The 22,702-nt window shown below is 58.8% G+C and carries 25 protein-coding genes; 18 read left to right on the plus strand and 7 right to left on the minus strand.

From position 1 onward, the window contains the following. The first annotated feature begins 26 nt into the window (after positions 1-26). The 6 genes from aroC (at position 27) to ACSSNI_RS05460 (ending at position 4,340) form a co-directional block, all read left to right on the plus strand. Positions 27-1,118, plus strand: coding sequence for a chorismate synthase (aroC, locus tag ACSSNI_RS05435; protein WP_102835433.1), 1,092 nt, complete (start codon positions 27-29; stop codon positions 1,116-1,118). Between the two features lie 86 nt (positions 1,119-1,204). After that, entirely contained in the window at positions 1,205-2,353 is a 1,149-nt protein-coding gene (locus tag ACSSNI_RS05440; protein WP_102835432.1) for an MFS transporter, read from the plus strand. A 156-nt stretch (positions 2,354-2,509) separates the two neighbouring features. Further along, positions 2,510-3,058: a 1,2-dihydroxy-3-keto-5-methylthiopentene dioxygenase gene (locus tag ACSSNI_RS05445; protein ID WP_200637017.1), complete on the plus strand. Its 549-nt coding sequence runs from the start codon at positions 2,510-2,512 to the stop codon at positions 3,056-3,058. Positions 3,059-3,380: 322 nt separating this feature from the next. Further along, entirely contained in the window at positions 3,381-3,590 is a 210-nt protein-coding gene (locus tag ACSSNI_RS05450) for a PLD nuclease N-terminal domain-containing protein (RefSeq protein WP_102835430.1), read from the plus strand. A 3-nt stretch (positions 3,591-3,593) separates the two neighbouring features. Beyond that, positions 3,594-3,785, plus strand: a complete 192-nt coding sequence (locus ACSSNI_RS05455; RefSeq protein ID WP_159968411.1) for a PLDc N-terminal domain-containing protein — start codon at positions 3,594-3,596, stop codon at positions 3,783-3,785. Further along, positions 3,786-4,340, plus strand: a complete 555-nt coding sequence (locus tag ACSSNI_RS05460) for a histidine phosphatase family protein (RefSeq protein ID WP_200637013.1) — start codon at positions 3,786-3,788, stop codon at positions 4,338-4,340. On the opposite strand, the gene ACSSNI_RS05465 is transcribed toward ACSSNI_RS05460, so the two are convergent. After that, positions 4,297-5,223, minus strand: coding sequence for a DNA-3-methyladenine glycosylase family protein (locus tag ACSSNI_RS05465; protein ID WP_234484340.1), 927 nt, complete (start codon positions 5,221-5,223; stop codon positions 4,297-4,299). The two genes, ACSSNI_RS05460 and ACSSNI_RS05465, sit on opposite strands and share 44 nt — an antisense overlap. A gap of 157 nt (positions 5,224-5,380) precedes the next feature. Here ACSSNI_RS05465 and speE point away from each other — a divergent pair, with 157 nt between their 5' ends. Together speE and ACSSNI_RS05475 are read left to right on the plus strand one after the other, a co-directional pair. Next, the gene (speE, locus tag ACSSNI_RS05470; protein WP_200637009.1) at positions 5,381-6,241 is read left to right on the plus strand and encodes a polyamine aminopropyltransferase; all 861 of its coding nucleotides are present in this window, start codon (positions 5,381-5,383) and stop codon (positions 6,239-6,241) included. A 376-nt stretch (positions 6,242-6,617) separates the two neighbouring features. After that, positions 6,618-6,959 carry a ribonuclease E inhibitor RraB gene (locus ACSSNI_RS05475; protein ID WP_102835425.1) on the plus strand — a complete coding sequence of 114 codons (342 nt, stop codon included), beginning with the start codon at positions 6,618-6,620 and terminating at the stop codon, positions 6,957-6,959. A gap of 12 nt (positions 6,960-6,971) precedes the next feature. On the opposite strand, the gene ACSSNI_RS05480 is transcribed toward ACSSNI_RS05475, so the two are convergent. Then, complete coding sequence (locus ACSSNI_RS05480; protein ID WP_200637163.1) at positions 6,972-7,928, minus strand: LysR family transcriptional regulator; 957 nt, start codon at positions 7,926-7,928, stop codon at positions 6,972-6,974. 103 nt (positions 7,929-8,031) lie between these two features. On the opposite strand from ACSSNI_RS05480, the gene ACSSNI_RS05485 reads away from it, so the two are divergent. Continuing rightward, on the plus strand, positions 8,032-8,787 hold the full coding sequence (locus tag ACSSNI_RS05485) for a sulfite exporter TauE/SafE family protein (protein ID WP_200637007.1): 756 nt from the start codon (positions 8,032-8,034) through the stop codon (positions 8,785-8,787). A gap of 21 nt (positions 8,788-8,808) precedes the next feature. On the opposite strand, the gene ACSSNI_RS05490 is transcribed toward ACSSNI_RS05485, so the two are convergent. Continuing rightward, positions 8,809-10,197 carry an MATE family efflux transporter gene (locus tag ACSSNI_RS05490; protein ID WP_200637005.1) on the minus strand — a complete coding sequence of 463 codons (1,389 nt, stop codon included), beginning with the start codon at positions 10,195-10,197 and terminating at the stop codon, positions 8,809-8,811. A gap of 121 nt (positions 10,198-10,318) precedes the next feature. Between ACSSNI_RS05490 and pdxB the strand changes: the two genes are divergently transcribed. From pdxB to ACSSNI_RS05530, 8 genes are all read left to right on the plus strand, one after another. Beyond that, positions 10,319-11,464 carry a 4-phosphoerythronate dehydrogenase PdxB gene (gene pdxB / locus ACSSNI_RS05495; RefSeq protein ID WP_200637002.1) on the plus strand — a complete coding sequence of 382 codons (1,146 nt, stop codon included), beginning with the start codon at positions 10,319-10,321 and terminating at the stop codon, positions 11,462-11,464. Between the two features lie 109 nt (positions 11,465-11,573). Beyond that, complete coding sequence (dnaX, locus tag ACSSNI_RS05500) at positions 11,574-13,652, plus strand: DNA polymerase III subunit gamma/tau (RefSeq protein WP_200637000.1); 2,079 nt, start codon at positions 11,574-11,576, stop codon at positions 13,650-13,652. Between the two features lie 15 nt (positions 13,653-13,667). Then, positions 13,668-13,994 carry a YbaB/EbfC family nucleoid-associated protein gene (locus ACSSNI_RS05505; protein WP_025241324.1) on the plus strand — a complete coding sequence of 109 codons (327 nt, stop codon included), beginning with the start codon at positions 13,668-13,670 and terminating at the stop codon, positions 13,992-13,994. 145 nt (positions 13,995-14,139) lie between these two features. Then, entirely contained in the window at positions 14,140-14,739 is a 600-nt protein-coding gene (gene recR, locus ACSSNI_RS05510) for a recombination mediator RecR (RefSeq protein ID WP_102835419.1), read from the plus strand. A 200-nt stretch (positions 14,740-14,939) separates the two neighbouring features. Further along, positions 14,940-15,929, plus strand: a complete 990-nt coding sequence (locus ACSSNI_RS05515) for an ABC transporter substrate-binding protein (protein ID WP_200636998.1) — start codon at positions 14,940-14,942, stop codon at positions 15,927-15,929. A 93-nt stretch (positions 15,930-16,022) separates the two neighbouring features. Beyond that, entirely contained in the window at positions 16,023-16,766 is a 744-nt protein-coding gene (locus tag ACSSNI_RS05520; RefSeq protein WP_200636996.1) for an ABC transporter ATP-binding protein, read from the plus strand. After that, a complete protein-coding gene (locus ACSSNI_RS05525) occupies positions 16,766-17,539 on the plus strand; it encodes an ABC transporter permease (RefSeq protein ID WP_073300143.1) in 774 nt (257 codons plus the stop codon). Before ACSSNI_RS05520 ends, ACSSNI_RS05525 begins: the two co-directional genes overlap by 1 nt. A 9-nt stretch (positions 17,540-17,548) precedes the next feature. Then, on the plus strand, positions 17,549-18,256 hold the full coding sequence (locus ACSSNI_RS05530) for a type 2 periplasmic-binding domain-containing protein (protein ID WP_200636994.1): 708 nt from the start codon (positions 17,549-17,551) through the stop codon (positions 18,254-18,256). 21 nt (positions 18,257-18,277) lie between these two features. Here the strand turns inward: ACSSNI_RS05530 and ACSSNI_RS05535 are convergent, their stop codons facing one another. The 4 genes from ACSSNI_RS05535 to hemN form a co-directional block, all read right to left on the minus strand. Continuing rightward, positions 18,278-18,859: an SCO family protein gene (locus tag ACSSNI_RS05535; RefSeq protein WP_200637161.1), complete on the minus strand. Its 582-nt coding sequence runs from the start codon at positions 18,857-18,859 to the stop codon at positions 18,278-18,280. Positions 18,860-18,900: 41 nt separating this feature from the next. Continuing rightward, positions 18,901-19,449, minus strand: coding sequence for an adenine phosphoribosyltransferase (locus ACSSNI_RS05540; RefSeq protein WP_102835414.1), 549 nt, complete (start codon positions 19,447-19,449; stop codon positions 18,901-18,903). 10 nt (positions 19,450-19,459) lie between these two features. Then, positions 19,460-20,194 carry a fumarate/nitrate reduction transcriptional regulator Fnr gene (gene fnr / locus ACSSNI_RS05545; protein WP_102835413.1) on the minus strand — a complete coding sequence of 245 codons (735 nt, stop codon included), beginning with the start codon at positions 20,192-20,194 and terminating at the stop codon, positions 19,460-19,462. Between the two features lie 101 nt (positions 20,195-20,295). Beyond that, complete coding sequence (gene hemN, locus ACSSNI_RS05550; RefSeq protein WP_200637160.1) at positions 20,296-21,678, minus strand: oxygen-independent coproporphyrinogen III oxidase; 1,383 nt, start codon at positions 21,676-21,678, stop codon at positions 20,296-20,298. A 193-nt stretch (positions 21,679-21,871) separates the two neighbouring features. Here hemN and nadE point away from each other — a divergent pair, with 193 nt between their 5' ends. Beyond that, complete coding sequence (gene nadE / locus ACSSNI_RS05555) at positions 21,872-22,699, plus strand: ammonia-dependent NAD(+) synthetase (protein WP_200636992.1); 828 nt, start codon at positions 21,872-21,874, stop codon at positions 22,697-22,699. Positions 22,700-22,702 lie beyond the last annotated feature (3 nt).

Consider the following 22,702-nt stretch of genomic DNA (forward strand, 5'->3'; position numbering starts at 1 on the left):
TTTAGGTCGATCGCGGAGCGCCCTGCATGTCCGGCAATACATACGGCAAGCTGTTCACCGTCACCACGGCTGGCGAAAGCCATGGTCCGGCACTGGTCGCGATTGTCGACGGCTGTCCGCCAGGCCTGGAGCTAAGCGCCGCTGACCTGCAACGCGACCTCGATCGACGCAAGCCCGGCACCAGCCGGCACACCACTCAACGCCAGGAGGCCGACGAGGTCGAGATTCTTTCTGGCGTGTTCGAAGGGCGGACAACCGGTTGCCCGATCGGTCTGCTGATCCGCAACACCGATCAGAAATCCAAGGATTACTCAGCCATCAAGGATCAGTTCCGTCCCGCACATGCCGACTACAGCTATCACCACAAGTATGGCCTGCGCGACTATCGCGGAGGTGGCCGCAGCTCAGCCCGCGAAACCGCCATGCGCGTCGCTGCCGGTGCCATTGCCAAGAAATACCTGGCGACCCTGGGCATCCAGGTGCGCGGCTACATGAGTCAGCTGGGCCCGATCGAAATTCCTTTCAAGACCTGGGACAGCGTCGAGCAGAACGCTTTTTTCAGCCCAGACCCGGACAAGGTCCCGGAGCTGGAGGCCTACATGGATCAGTTGCGTCGTGATCAGGATTCGGTTGGCGCGAAGATCAGTGTCGTCGCCGAAGGCGTTCCGCCGGGGCTTGGGGAGCCAATTTTTGACCGCCTTGATGCTGAACTGGCACATGCCCTGATGAGCATCAACGCAGTAAAAGGCGTGGAGATTGGCGCCGGTTTTGCCAGCGTGGCCCAGCGCGGTACCGAGCACCGTGACGAGATGACGCCAGACGGCTTCCTGTCGAACCATGCTGGTGGTGTCCTGGGAGGCGTTTCGTCCGGCCAGCCGATCATCGCGCATCTGGCGCTCAAGCCTACGTCGAGCATCACGACACCAGGACGCTCCATCGACGTCGACGGCAATCCGGTTGAGGTCATCACCAAGGGTCGCCACGATCCATGCGTAGGTATCCGAGCCACGCCAATCGCCGAAGCGATGATGGCCATCGTGTTGCTTGACCATCTGTTGCGCCATCGCGGGCAGAACGCCGATGTGCTGGTGGGTACGCCGGTGTTGGCGCAGCTCTGAGCCTGCCGCTGGAGGCCTGAAGCTGGAAAGCGAGCAAAGCGCTCGCTCCAGCGTCACGTTTGTTTCCAGCTACTGGCTTGTTGCTTATGGCGGCTTCCATTCCCTACTGGCGTCTGTCCGGTTTTTACTTCTTCTACTTTGCGCTGCTCGGTTCGGCGGCGCCGTTCCTCGGCCTCTATTTCGACCACCTCGGCTTTACTGCCGAGCGCATTGGCGAGCTGGTGGCCATTCCCATGCTGATGCGTTGCCTGGCGCCGAACCTGTGGGGTTGGCTGGGCGATGTCACAGGCCGACGTCTGGCGATTGTTCGGATTGGCGCACTCTGTACGCTGATTTCGTTCAGCTTGATCTTCTACAGCAAGAGTTACGCTTGGCTGGCGCTGGTGATGGCGCTGCATGCCTTCTTCTGGCATGCCGTGCTACCGCAGTTCGAGGTCATTACGCTGGCGCACCTGCATGAGCAAGCGTCTCGCTACAGTCAGATCCGCCTCTGGGGCAGCATCGGTTTCATCGCGGCGGTAGTAGGGCTTGGCGCGTTGTTCGAACACCTGAGTCTCGACATCTATCCGGCGGCGGTCCTGTTAGTGATGACCGGGATCGTGATCAGCAGCTTATGGGTGCCCAATGCGGTGCCGGCGGAGCGTCCTGAGCCGGAGGGGCAGGGTGGCTTTCTTCGCCAGCTCTGCCGGCCGGGGGTATTGGCATTCTTCGTGTGCGTCGGTCTGATGCAGGTCAGTCATGGTCCGTACTACACCTTTTTTACCATTCATCTCGAGGCGCTCGGCTACGGGCGTGGCACCATCGGCCTGCTCTGGGCACTCGGAGTGGTAGCTGAGATCCTGATCTTCCTGGTAATGGCACGGCTGCTTGCGCGCTTTTCGTTGCGTCAGGTCCTTGCCGCTAGCTTTCTGCTGGCGGCGCTGCGCTGGCTACTGCTGGGAACGCAGGCTGATCATCTTGGGGTGCTGTTGATTGCGCAGCTGATGCACGCGGCAACCTTCGGCAGTTTTCATGCGGCTGCCATTCATTTCGTCCAGCGCAGCTTTGGTCACCGCCAGCAAGGGCAGGGGCAAGCGCTGTATGCGACCCTTGCCGGAGTGGGCGGGGCGCTGGGTGCGCTTTACTCCGGCTACAGCTGGGCCAGTCTCGGCCCTTTGTGGACCTTCGCCATTGCCAGCCTGTCAGCGCTCGGCGCAGCCGTTATCATCGTCTTCCCGCGCAGGAATTCGGTATGACCGCTATACCGTGGAAACCGTCATCGACGCTGGCCTGTTTCGCTATGGCAGCGGTTGGTCGCCGGCCATCAGCAGTAACGCTCGGCCCGTCTGATAAGCGCCGAGGTTCCGACCTTTCCAACGCCGGGGCAGCCATCCCGATAGGAGACAGCCAGTATGAGCATCCTTAGCGTTTATCAGGACACTGCGCCGGAGCAGCCTCTCAAAGTGCTCACGCATGTTGAAGATATTGCCGCCACCCTGGCCGAAGTCGGGGTGCAGCTGGAACGCTGGGAAGCCAGCACACCCATTCGTGCCGGTGCAAGTTCAGAGGAGGTAATAGCCGCCTATCGTCCGCAGATCGATCGATTAATGGGAGAGCGCGGCTACGTCACAGTCGACACCCTCAGCGTGACCAGCGATCATCCAGATAAGGCAGAACTCCGCGCCAAGTTCCTTGAAGAACACCAGCACGCCGAGGACGAGGTGCGTTTCTTTGTCGTCGGCCGCGGGCTGTTCAGCCTGCATATCGAGGACAGGGTGTATGCCGTGCTGTGCGAGAAAAACGACCTGATCTCGGTGCCTGCAGGAACCCGGCATTGGTTCGATATGGGCGAGCACCCTCACTTCGTTGCCATTCGCCTGTTCACTAACCCAGAAGGTTGGGTCGCGCAATTCACCGGGGAAGACATTGCCGGCCGTTTTCCGCGCCTTGATGACTTCTGATCCCGGCAAAGCCATCCTTACCGATGTCGAAAACATCACCAGCGCCGTGAGGTCCGTCTTCGACGTGCTGTTCCCATGTATTGCGGGCTCGATCAGCTTGCAGTCCGACGGGATTCTCTTTCTCTTCTATATATGAAGAGCTGGATGCTGCGCAGCAGTGTCGGCACACCTGCGGCCTGCTGTGAGAGGGTGTGAGCTGGCTGATCATCCAGCGTTCGCCAGCTTCGAGGCGAACGATCCGCGCCGTGAGCAGATCGCGTACTGAACCCTCAAACCCGCCTGGCATCCTAATTACGAACTCACTGTAATTTGGAGTCTTGTCATGACCGATGCCTTCGGCGGTATTTTCGGCCTGCTTATCCTGGCACTGGATATCTGGGCAATCATCAGCGTGGTGCGAAGCGACAGCAGCACCGGGAAAAAAGCTCTCTGGGTGTTGTTGATCGTCATCCTGCCAGTGTTGGGCCTGATCATCTGGGGCATCATGGGGCCGCGTGGCAATCGGCCTGATGAGCGCAACCTGAGGCACTGACCGGTGGAAACCTGGAGTACGCTGCTGGCCTTGATCGTGTTGGTGGCTAATCTGGTAGCCATCGTGCAGATCTGGCGAAGTCGTATCGAGGTGGGTCGCAAGATCATCTGGAGTCTTGTTGTCGTCCTGTTGCCAGTTGTCGGACTGATCATGTGGTTCGTGGCCGCCGGACATTTCGCCAAAGTCAGGTTGTAAATGCGCATATCAGTTCTGGTCGCGTTGATGCTTTGGGCCGGTAGTGCCTGGAGTGGTGACGAGGTGGCTTGGACTGCCCTGCGGGAGGGCCGTGCCGTTCTGCTCATGCGTCATGCCTTGGCGCCTGGGACAGGCGATCCGCCGGGTTTCGTACTGGAGGACTGCACGACTCAGCGCAATCTTGATCAGGCGGGCCGCCTGCAGGCAGCGCGGTGGGGTGATCTGCTCCGGCAGAACAGCATTACTTCGGCGCGGGTACTCAGCAGTCGTTGGTGCCGGGCGTTGGATACGGCAGAACTGCTGGGCTTTAAGCCAGTTGAGCCGCTGCCGCTTCTCGATTCGTTCTTTGCCCAGACCTACCGCAAGAACGAGCAGACCCAAGCCTTGCTCATGTACTTGCGAGCATTGCCAGGGACATCACCCATCGTGCTAATCAGTCATCAAGTCAATATCACCGCACTGACGGGCATCTTTCCCCGATCCGGTGAGGCTTTGGTCCTAGCGTTGCCGATTAGCGACCCGCCACGAGTTCTGGCCAGGCTTCCTCCGCCTTGATCGGCGCTGCGGCATAACTCTCCCAGATATGCACTGCGGCATAGGCCCGCCAGGGTCGCCAAGCCTGTGATCGCGCGAGCAACTCTTTCGCGCTGATGCCGTCACTTCCCCATAACGGCGATTTCAGCAGGCCAAGGTCGGCTGCTGGAAAGGCATCCGCCTCGCCGAACCCCCTCAACGCAATGTATTCAGCCGTCCATGGCCCAATACCGGGTAGCTGGCAAAGATGGCTGACCAGCGCGTCTGCACCGTTTTCGACATGCAACTCAAGTGCGCCGCCAGCAACGGCGGCTGATAGATGTTGCAGTGCCGCCACCCGCTTGCCGGGCATGCCGATATTTTCCAGTGCCGCGGTGGCTAGCGTTTGTGGGCCGGGAAACAGCATGGTCAAGCCATTCGTTCCAACCGCAGATTGGCTAAGCCGGTTTTCCCCAGATCGTTCGATCAGGCGTCGGGTGATGGTCACTGCTGCCTTAACCGTGACCTGTTGACCAACGATAGCCCGCACGGCTTGTTCGAACGGATCGAACGCGCTGGGTAAGCGCAATCCGGGGTTAGCCGCGACCAGAGGGCCGAGCTGAGGGTCCGAAGCGAAATGGCGCGTTATGGCGACCGGATCGGCATCGAGGTCGAACATCTTTCGTACACGCATTGCCAATGTCGAGGCGTGTCCCTCTAGCGAATCGCTGATGACCAGTTCAAGAGCAGATTGTGGCAGCAGTGGTCGTACGCTGAACCAGCCGACATCGTCACCCACTTGCACGGTGCGGCTGTAACGCTCCGGCTCCAGCGCCTCGATACCCGGCAGGAGGCGCAAGGCAAAGTGCCGATGAAACTGAGACCAGCTCCATGGGGCGTTATAAGGAAGTTGGATAGAAATCATCACTAGACAATAGCCAGTGGTGATGGGGCAGTCTTCATCAAACGTGCCTTGAGGACGGGCGGTTACTCCTGTCATAAGACCAAAGTAGAATGCGCCTCTCTGGCAATCGGGCCGCCTGCGAGGCCCGTCTGTTAAGTCATCCATTAGGGAGACACCCATGAGCGACTATCAGGAAACTCTCTACGAGGGGTACGGCCAGCGCTTCAGAGTCGACAAGATTCTGCATGAAGTGCACACCGGGCATCAGCATCTGGTGATATTCGAGAACGCCCGTATGGGACGTGTGATGGCGCTCGATGGGGTTATCCAGACCACCGAGGCAGACGAATTCATCTATCACGAGATGCTTACACACGTGCCGATCCTGGCTCACGGGCTGGCGCGGCGAGTGCTGATCATTGGTGGGGGTGATGGCGGCATACTGCGGGAGGTGGCCAAGCACCGTGACGTCGAAAGCATCACCATGGTCGAAATCGACAGCACCGTAGTGGAGCTATGCAGGGAGTTCTTGCCAGAACACTCCAAGGGAGCGTTCGACGATCCTCGGTTGGGCCTGGTAATTGATGACGGTATGCGCTTCGTGGCGACCACCGATCAGAAGTTCGATGTGATTATCTCCGACTCGACCGATCCCATTGGGCCGGGAGAGGAGCTGTTCTCCGAAAACTTCTATCAGGCGTGTCGTCGTTGCCTCAACGAAGGTGGCATCCTGGTCGCGCAGAACGGCACTCCGTTCATGCAATTGGCTGAAGTGCAGACCACCTCCAAGCGGATGGCCGGCCTGTTTCCCGACTGGCATTTTTACCAAGCTGCGGTTCCCACCTATATCGGGGGCGCCATGACGTTTGCCTGGGGCGCTTGCGATGCCGACAGTCGCAAGCTGTCGTTGGAAACCCTGTGCCAGCGTTTCGCCGGCAGTGGGATCGTGACCCGTTACTACAATCCACACCTCCATATTGGCGCGTTCGCGCTACCTCAATACGTGTTGCAAGCCATCAGCAAGCCCAGCAACGGCTGAGTGATCAGCTTGCTGCAACGAGATTCGGTGCAGCAAATTGGTCGCTGGCATTCCTGTCAGTGGTGATTGAGTGGGATTAAACCTTCCCGTTGCGGACGCGGTTTATACGTCGTATGTTCCAGTGGTAGCGATGGAGCACTGAAATCGCTTGGTGCTTAGCTGCTAGGCCGTGTGGTATTGGTGACGTACGGTCAGGGTCGTTCGATTGCTGTATCGAACTCCCAGACGTTGCCGAGGCCTATTAGAAACACCGCTGGGTTTCTTTTTTCGATCAACCAGGCAATTCGCGTCCGGCGCTGTCCGGTCGTTCCGCAACGAGGTAGACAAGGCTTTCCATTCCTGAAGTCGTCATCCATGAGTGAGAGGAGGTTGTTTTATGAGTACCACCTTCCATGAGGATGTAAGCGGCAATGTTCTTTTGAGGATGAAGGAGGGCGGTTTCGACTTTGCCCGCGTCCATCCGATCGAGTTCTATGCCGTGTTTCCCGATCGTGAACGTGCCTGCGCCGCGGCCAGCAATTTCCGTGGCGAGTGCGTCAATACACAGATAGCACCCCGCGACGATGGCGCCTGGGACCTCCAGGTCAGCAAGGTGATGTACGCCACTTTTGATGGTATCGGCGATTTCGAGCAGGACCTGGAGAACCTGGTCGAGCCGCTAGGTGGTGTGCTGGATGGTTGGGGGGTGACCCAGGAGCTTTCTGGGTGCGCTGTCTGACACCTCAATGCTTTAAGTAAGTGTGAGTCCGCTTTGCAGCGCCTGGTCCCATGGCGGGACCGGGCCGAAGCGACCCTTCAAAAACTCAAGCAACAATCGGCTGCGTGAATCGGCTTCCCGGGTCAGGCGCAACGCATAAATGCCGCTAGATTCCGGTTCGGGCAGGCCACCTTCACAGAACAGCGGCAACAAATCACCACTGAGGAGTTGGTCACTGATCAGCCAGGTGGGTAGATGGGCGATACCCAATCCAGCCAAAGTGGCGGTCAGCAACGCTTCCGCATTGTTCGCTACCATACGCAGCCGCTTCGGTCTCAGCAGTTGTCGCTTGCCCTCGTGCTCGAAACGCCATGCGTGCGGAGGCGCCAGCGCGTCCCAGTCCAGCCCGTCGTGTTCCGGCAGTTCCGCTACCGATTGCGGTGCTCCTCTCCGTTGCAAATAACTCGGGCTGGCACAAACGATGCGCCTCATCGGTGCCAGCGGCGTTGCCACGAGGCGCGTGTCGGCAAGCTGGCCAATACGTAGCACCAGATCGACCTCTCCCAGATGCTCACCGTGCATATCGATGAAGCTATCGATCAGGCGTAGCTGGATGTCCACTCGAGGGTAGGCCTGCAAGAAATCGGCAAGTGCTGGCGCCAGATGTCTGCGTCCGAAAGGAGCGGGTGCGTCAATGCGGATGCGGCCTTCCGGTGCGCTTTGTAGCGAGGCCATCTCGGCCCGAGCAAGTTGCAATTCCTGAACGATGCGTCTGGCACGCTCGGCAAACAGCTGCCCAGCAGCGGTAGGCTTGATCGCATGGCTGGTACGACTGACCAGCTGGCAACCAAGTGAACGCTCCAATGCGTCCATGCGTCGCGAGACGGACGAAGGCGCTAGCGCATGCAGCCTGCCTGCTACCGAGAAGCTTCTGGTATCGATTACGTCGAGGAATAACTTGAACTGATTAGTAAGGACTGTTGCATCCATGATGCTCGCTTCGCTTTGCGGAATACGCAAAGCCATTGTGCATGCTTGTGCATATGCCTACTAGAGCGCGCTGAGTAGCATTGCGCCTTTGATAGGAGGCGTCATGGACCTGGTCGGATTTGTTTTGGATGTGGTTCTGGGTCTGGCGTTGGGCACGCTGGGTGGCCTGTTCGGTATTGGGGGAGGGCTGATCGCAATTCCGGTATTAGGTGTGTTGTTCGATCTGGACCAGCAGGTCGCTCAGGGCACCGCCTTGGTCATGGTGGTGCCCAACGTGCTGCTCGCCATCTGGCGCTACCATCAGCGCAATCGCATCGACCTTCGCCACGCGGCAGCGTTGGGCATCGCCAGTTTTTGCTTCGCCATCGCGGGTGCTGCGCTCGCTGTATCGCTGAACGCTGAGCGCATGCGGATTGCCTTTGTGGTGTTTCTCGTCGCCTTGGCTATACACACATTGTCGCGGGTGTTCTTCAGGCCGCCATCCGGTGGGACCGAACTGCGTCATCCCTGGCCCTGGTTAGGCGTACTGGGCGCTGGCGCCGGCGGGCTGGGCGGGTTATTTGGCGTGGGGGGCGCAGTGCTTGCCACGCCAGTACTCACAGCTGTATTTGGCACGTCACAGGTTGTGGCACAGGGTCTTTCTCTTGCGCTGGCGGCGCCAAGCACCGCGGTTACGCTGGTCACTTACGCCACTCATGGTCAGGTGGACTGGATGCTGGGGTTGCCGCTTGCCATTGGGGGGCTCTTGAGCATCAGCCTCGGGGTGAGGTTGGCCCATGCGCTGCCGGAGCGTACTTTGCGTCTGCTATTCAGCGGCTTCCTGTTGCTGAGTGCTGTCATGCTGGCCTTGGAGGTCTGAACAGCCGGTAGCAGATAAGCGCTAGATTGCTGCCTGGTTCGGCTTTCGGCGAATTTCACGACGGGCGCTGCGCACCAGGCGAATGGTCAGCAGAAACGCGGCGCAGCTCAGTCCGGCGATCAAGCCCTGCCAAAGCCCTGCCGGTCCGCTGGGCTCGCCAAATTTGTCGGTAAGGCCAAGCAGGTAGCCCACCGGCAGGCCGATTCCCCAGTAGGCGAAAAGCGTGAATATCATGGTCATTCGCGTGTCCTGATAGCCGCGCAGTGCGCCGGCTGCGGTGACTTGAACTACGTCCGAAAACTGAAACAGTGCGGCGTAGAAAAACAGGCTGGCGGCTACGGCGATCACAGCCTGATCGGTTGTGTAGATGCGCGCAATCTGCTCGCTGAACAACAGCATGCTGCCTGCCGAGAAGCAGGCATAGACGAGGCTCGATACGATCCCCACGCCAGCAACAAAGCGTGCGTCGCGTGGGGCGCCTCGGCCCAGCGCCTGGCCGATGCGGATGGTGATGGCCATGCCCAGCGACAGCGGAATCATGAAGATCAGCGAAGTGAAATTCAGCGCGATCTGATGCCCGGCTACCACGGTCGCACCGAGGCCGCCGATCAGAAGTGCGATGACCGAAAAAATACTGGCCTCGGCGAACACCGCAACACCAATCGGTACGCCGACCGATAGCAGTCGGCTGAGCACCGGCCATTCCGGCCAATCGAAACGGGTGAACAATTGGCTTGGCTGGTAGTAGTTGGCGCGGCGCACCCAGAACAGCATCGCCAGCAGCATGAAAGCCATGACCACCGCGGTAGCCCAGCCACAACCGACGCCGCCCATGGCCGGCAGCCCCAGCTTGCCGTAGATGAAGATGTAATTGAGCGGAATATTCAGCATCAGCGCAAGAATGCCGACCACCATGCTGGGCCGGGTGTGGCCGAGCCCATCGCTGTAACAACGCAGCACCTGGTACAACGCCACTGCGGGAAAGCCGCAGGCGACTGCACGCAAATATGCCATGGTCGGGTCAATCAGTGCCGGTTCGACCTTCATCAGATGCAGGACCGGTTCAGCGTTCCACATCAACAGCGCGAACAACGATCCTACACCGAGCCCCATCCACAACGCCTGGCGGACCAGCGGCCCAATCCGTTCGTGCTGGTCACGGCCAAAGTGCTGAGCGACATTCGGGGTGGTCGCCAGGATGACACCTGTCACAAGCAGAAATACCGGCACCCAGATCGAGTTGCCCAAGGCAACTGCTGCTAGGTCTTCGGGACTGACGCGGCCAGCCATCAGGGTGTCGACAAAACCCATGGCTGTGTTTGCCAGTTGAGCAATCATCATCGGCAGGGCGAGGGCGAAGAGGGTGCGCAGTTCAACGCGAACCCGTCTGAGTCTGAACTCAGTGGGCATTGCAGATTATCCGGATTGTATACAGGAAGCCGACTAGTCTACGCCGCCAGGCGCACGCACGGGAAGCCAGCAGAGCGGCTCGACGCGGTCTAGAATGGGTAATCACTGACGGAGCCTGACAATGCGCATCCTTGCCGATGAGAACATTCCTCTGGTCGACGCTTTTTTTGCTGAGTTCGGCAAGATACGCCGCATGCCAGGGAGAAGCATCAACAGGGCCGCACTCGAACAGGCCGACGTGCTTCTGGTTCGGTCGGTCACCCGAGTTGACCGCGAGCTGCTCGAAGGGAGTGCAGTCCGCTTTGTGGGCACTTGCACAATCGGCACCGACCACCTCGATCTCGACTACTTTGAAGAGGCGGGAATCAGCTGGGCTAGCGCACCGGGTTGCAACGCTCGGGGCGTCGTCGATTATGTGCTCGGCAGTCTTCTGGCTCTGGCCGAAGGTGAGGGCGTTGAGCTAGAGGGACGCCGCTATGGTGTGATCGGCGCCGGCGAGGTCGGTGGCCGGCTGGTAGAGGTCTTGCGTGGTCTGGGCTGGGACGTGCGAGTCTGCGATCCGCCGCGGCAGGCACGTGAAGTGGGTGAGTTCGTCACGCTGGATGAAATACTGGCCGAGTGCGATGTCATCAGCCTGCATACCCCGCTGACCCTGGAAGGCGAGCACTCGACTTTTCATTTATTGAATCAGTCCCGTCTGGAGCAGCTGCGACCCGGTTGCTGGCTGATCAATGCGGCTCGCGGCGCGGTTGTCGACAATGACGCTTTGCGCGGGCAGTTGGCCAGGCGGACAGACCTCCAGGCAGTACTCGATGTCTGGGAGGGAGAACCGCAGGTCGATGTCGAATTGGCCGAGCTGTGTTGGATTGCGACTCCGCATATTGCTGGCTATAGCCTCGACGGGAAGTTGCGCGGAACGGCGCAGATCTATCAAGCGTTTTGTGCCAGCAAAGGGCTGGAGCCAAAGGTCGAGCTGGCAGAGCTGATGCCGCCCACATTGCTGCGCGGTCTTATCTTCGATGCGTCCGCAGGGTCGGCTGACCTGTTGGCGACAATCTGTCGGGCGGTTTACGACCCACGACGTGATGACGCTGCGTTTCGCCGTCATCTGGGCGCCGACGAGGCCCAGCGCCGGGTCGGCTTCGATCAGCTGCGCAAGCAGTACCCGCCGCGTCGCGAAATAGACGGTTTGCAGATCGAGATTAACGGCGGTCAACCAAAGCTGGAGAAAATCGTACGAGCCTTGGGCGCAACCGTTAAGTGTTAACCGATTGGTGGCGACCAGGAGCGCCGACGGGGCGGACGTCAGGCTGGATGCAATTTGCAGCCTGCTCCGCTAGCATTACCCGTCCTCTGCTTTATCCCGCGATGGTGTTATGAGTTATCAGGTACTAGCCCGTAAATGGCGTCCGCGTTCGTTCCGCGAAATGGTCGGGCAGACGCATGTGCTCAAGGCCCTGATCAACGCGCTGGACAGCCAGCGCCTGCACCATGCCTACCTGTTCACCGGTACTCGTGGCGTCGGCAAGACCACCATCGCGCGGATCATCGCCAAGTGCCTCAATTGCGAGACGGGCATCAGCTCCACACCTTGCGGTGAATGCTCGGTCTGCCGGGAAATCGATGAGGGTCGGTTCGTCGACCTGATCGAGGTCGACGCCGCGAGCCGCACCAAGGTCGAAGACACCAGGGAGCTGCTGGACAACGTGCAGTATGCCCCCAGCCGCGGGCGCTACAAGGTCTACCTGATCGACGAAGTGCACATGCTCTCGTCGCACTCGTTCAACGCATTGCTTAAGACGCTTGAAGAGCCGCCGCCTCACGTCAAGTTCCTGTTGGCCACCACAGATCCGCAGAAGCTGCCGGTGACCATCCTGTCCCGCTGCCTGCAGTTCTCGTTGAAGAACATGCCGCCCGAGCGGGTAGTCGAGCACCTGACCCATGTGCTTGGCGTCGAGCAGGTGCCATTCGAGGAGGATGCGCTCTGGTTGCTCGGCCGTGCCGCTGACGGTTCAATGCGCGATGCGATGAGCCTCACCGATCAGGCGATCTCCTTTGGCGAGGGCAAGGTGCTCGCGGCTGATGTACGCAGCATGCTCGGAACCCTTGATCATGGACAGGTCTATGGCGTGCTGCAGTCGCTGTTGGAGGGCGATGCCCGCGCGCTGCTCGAAGCGGTACGTCATCTCGCAGAGCAAGGCCCCGATTGGGGGGGCGTGCTCGCGGAAATGCTCAACGTCTTGCACCGCGTTGCTGTCGCCCAGGCTTTGCCGGATGCGGTCGACAATGGGCAGGGCGATCGCGATCGAGTGCTGGCCCTGGCGCAGGCGTTGCCGGCCGAAGATGTACAGTTTTATTACCAGATGGGGCTGATCGGCAGGCGCGATCTGCCGTTGGCCCCCGATCCGCGAAGCGGCTTCGAAATGGTTCTGCTGCGTATGCTCGCGTTTCGGCCTGCCGATGCTGAAGGCGCGCCGCGAACACCGCTAAAGATATCGGGAGTCAGTCCGGCCACGACTGATTCCAGAGCAACGAACGTGGCCGGTTCAGCAACATCGGCTGCGCCGGTTCGTGATCCGGTTGCGGTGCCAGCGGCTTCGGCACAATCACCGACTCCCATACAGGCGCATCCGTCGCAGACTGCCCCCGATTCGGCGGTTGTGGCTACCGAACGAACTGTGGCACCCGTGCCTGTAGCCAGTATTTCGTCCCCGGAAATCGCAACCGTGACGAATACTGGGTCTGCGCCTGCCTTGTCCGGGCCTGCTAAGGCCGAAGCTGCGCCACCGGTGGTGGATGTGCCCTGGAATGAGCCTCCAGACACCCCACCGGTAGCCGTGGAAAGTGAGGCACTGGAACGAAAGGCCGAGCCTTTAGCTGAGCCAGCGCATCACGCTGCGGTGGTTGAAGTGAATGAGCCGGACGATGATGAGCCGCCGCTCACGGACGAAGACTACTTCGAAGTCGAAACGCAGGCGGAAGCCTACCTTGGCGGATTGGACGATTTTGAGGCTGACCCACAGCCGGCCGAACCGGCTCCAGCCGTTGAGCCGGCCACGGGGTTGGCGGCCGAGTGGCTGGACATTTATTTGAAGCTGGGACTTGCTGGTCTGACCGGAAGTATTGCGGCTAACTGCACCTTGATTGCTGTAGAGGGCGACCGCTGGCTCATGCATCTGGACCCGGCGCAAAGTGCGCTGTTTAACGCCACTCAGCATCGGCGTCTCAACGACGCACTCAACCAATACCATGGGCGCACTTTGCAGCTGGATATCGAGTTGCAGACCCCGCAGCAGGAAACGCCGGCGCAGGCTGCTGCTCGGCGCCGTGGCGAACGTCAGCGGGCTGCGGAGCAGTCGATTCAGGCAGATCCCGTGATCCAGCAGTTGATGCAACAGTTCGCTGCCGTCATTCGCGACGGTACCATTGAACCCGTAGAACACTCCGAACCCTAATCCGAGGTAAACCCCATGATGAAAGGTGGCATGGCCGGCCTGATGAAGCAGGCGCAGCAGATGCAGGAAAAAATGCAAAAGATGCAGGAGGAGCTGGCCAACGCAGAAGTGACCGGTCAGTCCGGTGCTGGCTTGGTGAGCGTTGTGATGAATGGTCGGCATGACGTCAAGCGCGTCAGTCTTGATGACAGCCTGATGCAGGAAGACAAGGAAATTCTCGAGGACTTGATAGCCGCTGCGGTGAACGACGCGGTTCGCAAGATCGAGCAGAACAGCAAGGAAAAAATGGCCGGCATGACCGATGGTATGCAGTTGCCACCGGGTTTCAAAATGCCCTTCTGATGTGATTCCGGGGGCCGTTCCAGGCGCTCGTCCAGCGTGGCCTATCGGCGCCGTGAATGACGCTTAGCGAAGCGAATTCCACGGCGCTGTTCTGAGCGCCGCCTCTGTATAAAACAGCCCCATTACCTCTCAGTTTGGTGAGCCCATGTCTTTCAGTCCGCTTATTCGTCAACTCATTGATGCATTGCGCATTCTTCCAGGCGTGGGGCAAAAAACCGCCCAGCGCATGGCTTTGCAGATGCTCGAGCGCGACCGCAGCGGCGGGCTGAGACTGGCTCAGGCGCTTGCGCGTGCAATGGAGGAGGTGGGCTATTGCCGTCAGTGCCGCACACTAAGCGAGGAAGAGCTGTGCCCCCAATGCGCTGACCCGCGTCGAGACGATACCTTGCTTTGTATCGTCCAGAGCCCTGTGGATGTATTCGCAGTGGAGCAGACCGGTTTCCGAGGTCGCTATTTCGTCCTCAAAGGGCACCTGTCTCCGCTCGATGGCCTCGGGCCAGAGGCCATAGGCATCCCTGAATTGCTCGGCAGGGTGGCTGAGGGAAATTTCAAGGAGGCGATACTGGCCACCAATCCCACCGTCGAAGGCGAGGCTACTGCGCACTACATTGCTCAGCTTTTGATTCCCAAGGGGTTGACGCTCAGCCGTATCGCGCACGGTGTGCCGCTTGGCGGAGAGCTTGATCTTGTCGATGGGGGCACGCTTGCACATGCGTTAGCTGGACGGAAGACGATCACACTCTGACTTATCGTTCTCGCGGTGCCGAAGTGATGCGACGTCTGCTGCTATATAACCTCCGGTTTAATGCTTATGGCGCCTAAGTGGGTGCGTTGCTCAGCTGAGTTGATGTAAAGTTCTAAGCCATAACTCGTTAATAACCAAATCAATGGATTACCGTTCGTTCGGTTATATGCATGGCGCTGCCTATCCACTTGAGGTCGACAATGAAGGCAAAACACTGGTTGGTTCCCGCACTGCTGCTGCTAAGCGCTTTTGCGCAGGCGCAGGAAAAATTCAAAGTCGGCTATATCCGTGTAATGGATGATGCTCAGGCGATGGTTGCCCATGAGGGTGGCTTCTATAAGAAGCATGGTCTCGACGTTGAGCTGGTCGAGTTCAGTTCCGGTACCGATCTGATCAAGGCCATCATTGGCGGCCAGCTGGACACCGGAGTTCTGGGCTTTACCAATGCGGTCGCATGGGCATCCAAGGGTGCTGACCTTAAGGTAGTCGGTGGTGCTCAGCAGGGCTATCACTCGATCGTGGCGCGCGAAGGAACCGGCATCGAGGAGATCGCCGACCTGAAAGGCAAGATTCTGGCATCCCAGAAAGAAGGCAGCACCGCCGATGCGGTGCTGCGTGGCGTCACCTTGAAAGCTGCCGGCTTGGCGCCCAGCGATGTCAACATCATGGGTACGAGTCCGGCAGTAGCCGTCCAGTCGCTCGTCTCGGGACGCACCGATGCTGCGTTTCTCTTCGAGCCCTACGATCGGATCGCTCAGCTCGTGGCACCCGTCAAGCAGATCTATGAAATAGGCGAGGTCTGGCCGTTCCCGTGCATGGTGGTAATTACCGCCGGCGAAACCTTGGAAAAGCGCAAAGAGGCAGTTTGGAAGTCATTGGATGCTCAGCGTGAGGCAATTGAGCTGCTGGAAAATCAGCCAGCAGAAGCTGCCAAATTGATTGCCGACTACTTTATCGCCGAGCCTACGCTCAAGACGCTGAACCGCGGTGAATTGCCCCGTGAAGTGGTAATTGAAGAGGCCATTGCGACCCAAACCTTCGGCGCCAAGCTTGGCAGCGATGATCTGGCGCGTATTCAGGAACTGGCCAATATTCTACAAGAGCTTGGTTCGCTCAAAACTCGCGATGGCAAGCCATTCGATACCAGCGCCATTCTCGACCTGTCCTGGCAAGAGTCGCGCGAGCTGTAAACATCGGCAGATCGTTCCGCACTGCCCGGCCATAGAGCCGGGCAGTGTCATTTAGCCCACTGATTGGGCAGTTCTTGAGGTTTCCCTAGCGATATGCAACTCAGGTTCGAAGAAGTAGACAAGCAATTTGGCCAGCTTGAAGTCATCAAGGGTTTCAGTGGCGAGTTTGCCCAAGGTGAGCTGGTCGCTCTGGTAGGACCTTCCGGTTGCGGGAAGTCGACGTTACTGCATTTGGTTGCCGGACTCGAAAAACCTACCGCAGGACGTGTACTCGCCGATGGCAAAAAAATTCCTGGTCCCAGTCCCCGGCGCACCTTGGTTTTCCAAGAGCACGCGCTATACCCCTGGCTGTCATTGCAGGCCAATGTGGCAATGGCTCTTGAGTTACAAGGCGTAGCTAAGGCCGATGCCTTCGAGCAGGCCAGGGTCTGGCTCGCTCGGGTCAGCCTAGAAGGCTTCGAGCACTACTACCCGCATCAGGTCTCGGGCGGCATGCGGCAGCGCACGGCACTGGCACGTGCATTCATTGCCAAGCCGGAAGTTTTGCTGCTCGATGAGCCGTTCGGTGCGCTTGATGCGCTTACACGCATGGCATTGCAGGATGTTCTGCGTGAATTGATCGACGAGCATCAGCCTACGGTGTTGTTGGTCACGCATGACGTTGATGAGGCGCTGTACCTGGCTGATCACGTGCTGGTGTTCAGTGCCCGTCCGGCCAAAGTACTTAGAACGTTCAACTTCATCCATTGCGAGAAAAGCCACGATCTATCCGAGTTCGCTGCCGAGCGGCGCGAGATTCTTCGCTTGTTGGGTATCAAGACGGAGGTAGGGCACTGATGAGCCAGGGGCGTCGTCTGACCGGACCGAAGAAATACCTCGCCGTGGTGTTGGCGATTCTATTCATCCTGCTGATTTGGCAGATCGCTGCATGGAGCCTTCCTGCATTTCTGATGCCTGGGATACCTGTTGTTTTCGAGCGGTTGTTAACCACGGTCTATGAGCCGGAGTTTCGCGAAGGGCTTTATGGCAGCATGAGCCGACTGGGGAGCGGTTATAGCTTCGCAATGCTGTTTGGTATCGGCTTCGGATTGCTGGGTGGTGTGCTGTTCTTTTTTCGTGAAATCCTACGTTCTGCCATCGTAATCCTCCAGTCAATCCCCTCGATCGCGTGGGTGCCGCTGTTCCTGATCGTGATGGGTTTCGGCAACTTACCAATCATCGTCGTGGTCGCACTGGCAGCATTCTTCCCGATGGCGCTGTCGGTCATGAACGCCACCGAAAGCGTGCAGCCTGTCCAGGTTGCCGCTGCTCGGGTGATGGGCGCATCACGTTGGCAGCTGGTGCGGCGGGTCTATCTCCCGGCCGTGATGCCCGAACTGATTACCGGCGCGCAGCTGGCTTTCGGAAACGCATGGCGAGCGCTGATCTCGGCAGAAATGCTGATCGGCTTCGGTCAGGGCCTTGGGCGCTCGCTGGCTTATTCCGGTGAGATTGCCGACATGGCCGGCGTGATGATGAATATCCTGGTCATCGCTATTCTGGCGACGTTGATCGATCAGGTTGTTCTGGAGAAGTTCAAGCAGCGCATGCTGCGCTATCAGTACGTGTAGGACGGCGCCGTGAAAACCTGTCTGTTACGGCTGATGCTCCTGCTGATGGCGCCAGTTGGGGCTCAGGCTGCCACGCTGGAGGCTGTTGCGGTTGACTCTTATCGTCCGCTCAAAGCGGCGGAGGCTGAATCAATCGGGGAGGGTTTCGAGGCCGATTGGCTTGTCCGCCTGGGCGAAGCCTTGGGCTACAACATAGTGCCCATAGTTATCACCGGAGAGGGCCAGCTTCGCTTTGGTCAGCTTGGCCCAGTTGCTGCTTACTATTCCAGTGAGATCAGCGCTCTAACCGCAAGCGAAGCAGGCCCAGACGGCTGGGCTGAGCTTGCTGGTGAGCCGTTCTGTGTCACCGCAGGAAGCCCGCATGCGGGCGTTGTGGTCGGTCGCTTCGGCGGCGTGGCACATATATACCCCAGTACGGCACAGGCACTGATCGGGCTGAAACTCGGTGAGTGCCAAGCGGTTGTAGGCGACCTTGTCTTACTGCGGCAAATCGCCGAGTTGCCTGAGTGGCGTCGTTATAGCCGGCTACTTCCTGCCCTTGGAGATGCTCACGTGACATTGAGCGTTGCGACAGCTGATATAGCGCTGCAGCAGCGCATCGAGCAATTCACTGCCAGCCGTGAGGGGCAGGATGCATTGGCTGAGGTAACGCAGCATTGGATCGAGGAAGTTGCCTTTCAGGCCTACGTGCTCGCCGATACGCTTGACTGTCACTAGGTTATCCAGACCTAGATGCCGTCATTTCGCGTCGATTAGCTGTTGCAAGGCCCTGCTTAACCCTTCCAGCTTCAATGGGGCTCGGATATGTCCGCGCAGCGTCCCGTTCGGGCCAACGATCGCTAGATTGCTGCTGTGACTGACGTTGTAGTCGGATACCGTAGTATCCGTTGCCGAAACGAAAGGAAGCCCAAGACCTTTGGAGAGCTTCTGCAGTTCGGGCATTTCGCCGGTCAATCCTTTGAAGTCTGCTCGGTAATAACTCAGGTAGGTACGCAGTGCTTCAGGCGTGTCGCGTGCAGGGTCGGCGCTGACCAAGATCACTTGCAGCTGGTCACGTACCGTGGGCGGCAGCTGGTTGAGTAAACGACGCATGTCGCTCAGCGTTGTCGGACAGATGTCAGGGCAAGCCGTGAATCCAAAAAAGAGCAGGAACCAGCGCTCACGTAGCGCATCGCTTGTGAAGCTCAGGCCCTGTTCGTCAACGAGTTCAACCGTAGGCAACTGTCGCTCCCGTGGAAGCACTAGCAGATTAGCCTCGTCGAGCATGGCTCCGCGATCAATTGCAAACGACGCTGAGCAGAGCGCGAGGAGACCGAGCATCGCTCCGCAGCGTATCGCCGACGTCCAACTGATGATCAAGCCTAGCGCTCGTTCAGTTCGAATGCGGTCAGGGTGAAGGTGGGGATGCCCATGTCCTGCAATTTGCGTGAACCTCCGAGTTCAGGGAGGTCGATAATCGCAGCGGCCTCATGAATGTGAGCGCCCATGCGGCGAACCAGCTGAGCCGCGGCGACCAGCGTACCGCCCGTGGCGATCAGGTCGTCCAGCAGTAGAACCGAATCCCCTTCGCAGAGGCTGTCGGTATGCACCTCAAGGTAGGCTTCGCCGTATTCGGTACTGTAGGCCGCTGCCAGCACGTCGGCTGGAAGCTTGCCCTTCTTACGAAACAGGACCAAAGGCCGGTTCAGTTCGTAGGCGATGATCGAACCGATGAGAAATCCACGGGCATCCAGCGCACCCACATGGGTGAAATCGCTTTCGACATAGCGCTGAATCAGGCTGTCCGCCACCATGCGCAGGGCTTTTGGCGACTGCAAGAGTGGCGTGATGTCACGGAACACCACGCCCGGTTTGGGGAAGTCCGGAACCGGTCTGATCAAGGTTTTGATCGCGAATTCGTCAAAAATCATACGAGCTCCGTTAGGCGTCCATGTTTCCGCCCGCCAGGGCGCACAACCGGATGGAATCAAGAATTCGGACTTCCTTTCCTTCAGCTTCGAGCAACCCACTCGCTTGGCAGCGGGTGAACACGCGCGAAACGGTTTCCACCGCGAGACCCAGGTAGTTGCCTATTTCATTGCGTGACATGGGCAGACGGAACTGATTGGCGGAAAAGCCGCGGGCGCTGAAGCGGGCCGACAGATTGATCAGAAAGGTCGCGATGCGCTCGTCGGCAGTCTTCTTCGACAGCAGCATCATCATCTGCTGATCATCGCGAATCTCGCGGCTCATGATGCGCATCAGCTGACGGCGCAGCTGGGGCAGCAGCACACTGAGCTCGTCGAGGCGTTCGAAGGGGATTTCACACACCGAGGTTGTTTCAAGCGCTTGCGCGGAAACTGGATAGGTTTCGGTGTCCATTCCGGACAGCCCGACCAGCTCGCTCGGCAGGTGGAACCCGGTGATCTGCTCCTCGCCGGCATCCGTGACGCTGAAAGTGCGAAGGGCACCGGAGCGGATGGCGAACACGGAATTGAACGCATCACCCTGACGAAACAGTGTTTCGCCTTTCTTCAGGGGGCGTCCGCGCTTGACGATCTCGTCCAGCGATTCCATGTCCTGCATGTTCAACGAAAGCGGCAGACAGAGGCCAGAGAGGCTGCAATCCTTGCAATTAGCCTGCGGCTGTTTGCGGACCTTGATGGGCTCGGACATTGCGGGATCCTGATAAACCTTACGGTGCGCAAGACTAACTCACGCAGGCACCTTAGGCCAATCGGTACAAGGGTCGCAGTGGGGGTGGCAAGGGCCGTTATTCACATGGCGTGTAAGAACCGCGACGCGGGGCGAGGTGGCAGGCAGTGGTCGAACTGCATACACACGGCATGGACGAGTAACCGCCCGGCCGGCAGAATGGTCATCGCGTCCGCACTTAGCTGGATGAGACCATCAGCAGCCATCTGCTCCAGAACTGGCCAGGTTTCCTCAAAATAGACCTTGAAGCTGACACCGAAGATGCTTTCGATTTCGTCGAAACGGAGCTCGAAATCACAGAGCAAGGCCTGAATGGTGTAGTGCCGGATCTGATCGTCTTGATTGCATAGCAGACCCCGAACCGTAGCGAGTTGGCCTTGTGCCAGCGACTGCTGGTAGAGCGTGATGTCGCTGTTGTTCTGGCAATATAAGTCGCCGATCTGGCTTATCGCTGAAACCCCGAGGCCGACCAGATCGCAATGTCCATGAGTCGTATAGCCCTGGAAGCTGCGTTGAAGGGCCCCATCTTCCTGGGCCATCGCGAGCTCATCGTCGGGCAGGGCGAATAGATCCATGCCTATATAGCGATAGCCCGCGCGAGTCAGCTGTTCCACGCTGTGCTGCAGCATCGCCAACATATCCGACCGTGTTGGTAGCTCTGCAGCGTTGATCTTTCGCTGCGCCATGTGCCGCTCGGGCACATGCCAATAGCTGGAAACTGAAACCCGCTCCGGCTGCAGAGCGATCACAGCAGTGATCGTGTGAGCAAATCGCTCAGGGGTCTGCAGCGGCAATCCATAGCTCAGATCGAGTTGTATCGAGCGAAACTGCAGGGTTCGGGCAGCTTCGATAACCGTCTGGGTCTGTTGCAGAGTCTGAATGCGGTTGATTGCTCGCTGCACATCCGGATCAAGATCTGTCAGGCCTATGTTGATGCGGTTGAAGCCAAGCTCACGCAATAGCCCCATCGTCGGCCAGTCTGCTCTGCGGGGATCAATGTCGATGCTGAAATCACCATGATCGTCGTTTTGCAGGTTGAAGTGCTCGCGCAAATGGTTCATTAACCCGCGCAGCTCGGCGTGAGTGAGAAAGGTAGGTGTGCCACCCCCGAAATGAAGTTGCTCCACCACCTGGTCCTGGCTGAGGTGACAGCCGATCAGCTCGATTTCCTTCGCCAGTTGCGCCAGGTACGTAGAGGCACGTTCGCGGTCTTTGCTGATGACCTTGTTGCGCGGGCAGTGGTAGCAGATGTCGGCACAGAATGGCAGATGTACATAGAGCGACAGCGGTCTGGCCGCTTGGCGGCTACTGCGCAGTGCATACAGCAGGTCGAATGAGCCCAGATTGCTGTTGAACTGCAAGGGCGTCGGATAAAGGGTATAGCGCGGTCCATCCTGATCGTAACGATGAATCAGGTCGGCATCCCAGCGAATGGCGTCGAGCATCATACGGTCTCGGGTTGACTGCGGTGAGCGGATTCTAGGGCGGGCGCTACCGCGTAGACTTGACCTGTATCAAGCGAGCCAAGACCCTGCTGCGGAGCTGGAGACCAGTGGTACATACCAGGAGATTTATTGACTGAGTTATGGTCGGATTAGCTACCGTCTTGCCAACCTTATCTATTGCAAGGAGACACCAATGCATCACCGTCAGCAAGAAATCGCTGCTGCGCTTAACGTCTGCGGCCCTTTTGATGGAGCAGCGGCAATACAGGCTGAGATTGACCGGCGTATTGCCTTCATTCAGCGATGCCTGCGCGAATCTGGTCTCAAGACGTTGGTGCTGGGCATTAGTGGAGGTGTCGACTCGACCACCGCCGGTTTACTTGCGCAGCGCGCCGTCGAGGGCATGCGCGATGCCGGCGAAGGCGACGACTACCGATTCATCGCTGTCCGGCTTCCCTACCAAGTCCAGCACGACGAAGACGAAGCGCAGCTTGCAGTCGATTCGATCAAGCCGGACGAGTGCCACACGGTTAACATCGGCGCCGCTGTGCAAGGCTTGACGCGAGCGACCGAAGCGCTTGATGACTTGGCGCCGGAGAAACGTGACTTCGTTGTCGGCAATACCAAGGCGAGGATGCGGATGGTGGCGCAGTACACGATTGCCAATGCCCGGCAGGGACTGGTTATTGGCACCGATCATGCCGCCGAGGCGGTTATGGGGTTCTTTACCAAGTTTGGTGATGGCGCTTGTGACCTGACGCCGTTGGCCGGTCTGGTCAAGCATCAGGTTCGTGAGCTGGCCGCTGCGTTAGGCGCACCTGAGCAGCTGGTTAAGAAGGTCCCCACCGCCGATCTCGAGGAGCTTTCACCTGGCAAGCCGGACGAAGAGGCTCATGGGGTGACGTATCAGGATATCGATGCCTTTCTGCTGGGGCGCTCAGTGCCGGACGAGGCGGCTCGCATCATCATCGACACTTACGACAAGTCGGCTCATAAGCGCCAGCTGCCGAAAGAACCCTGAGTC

The sequence above is a fragment of the Stutzerimonas tianxiuensis genome (assembly GCF_053470365.1).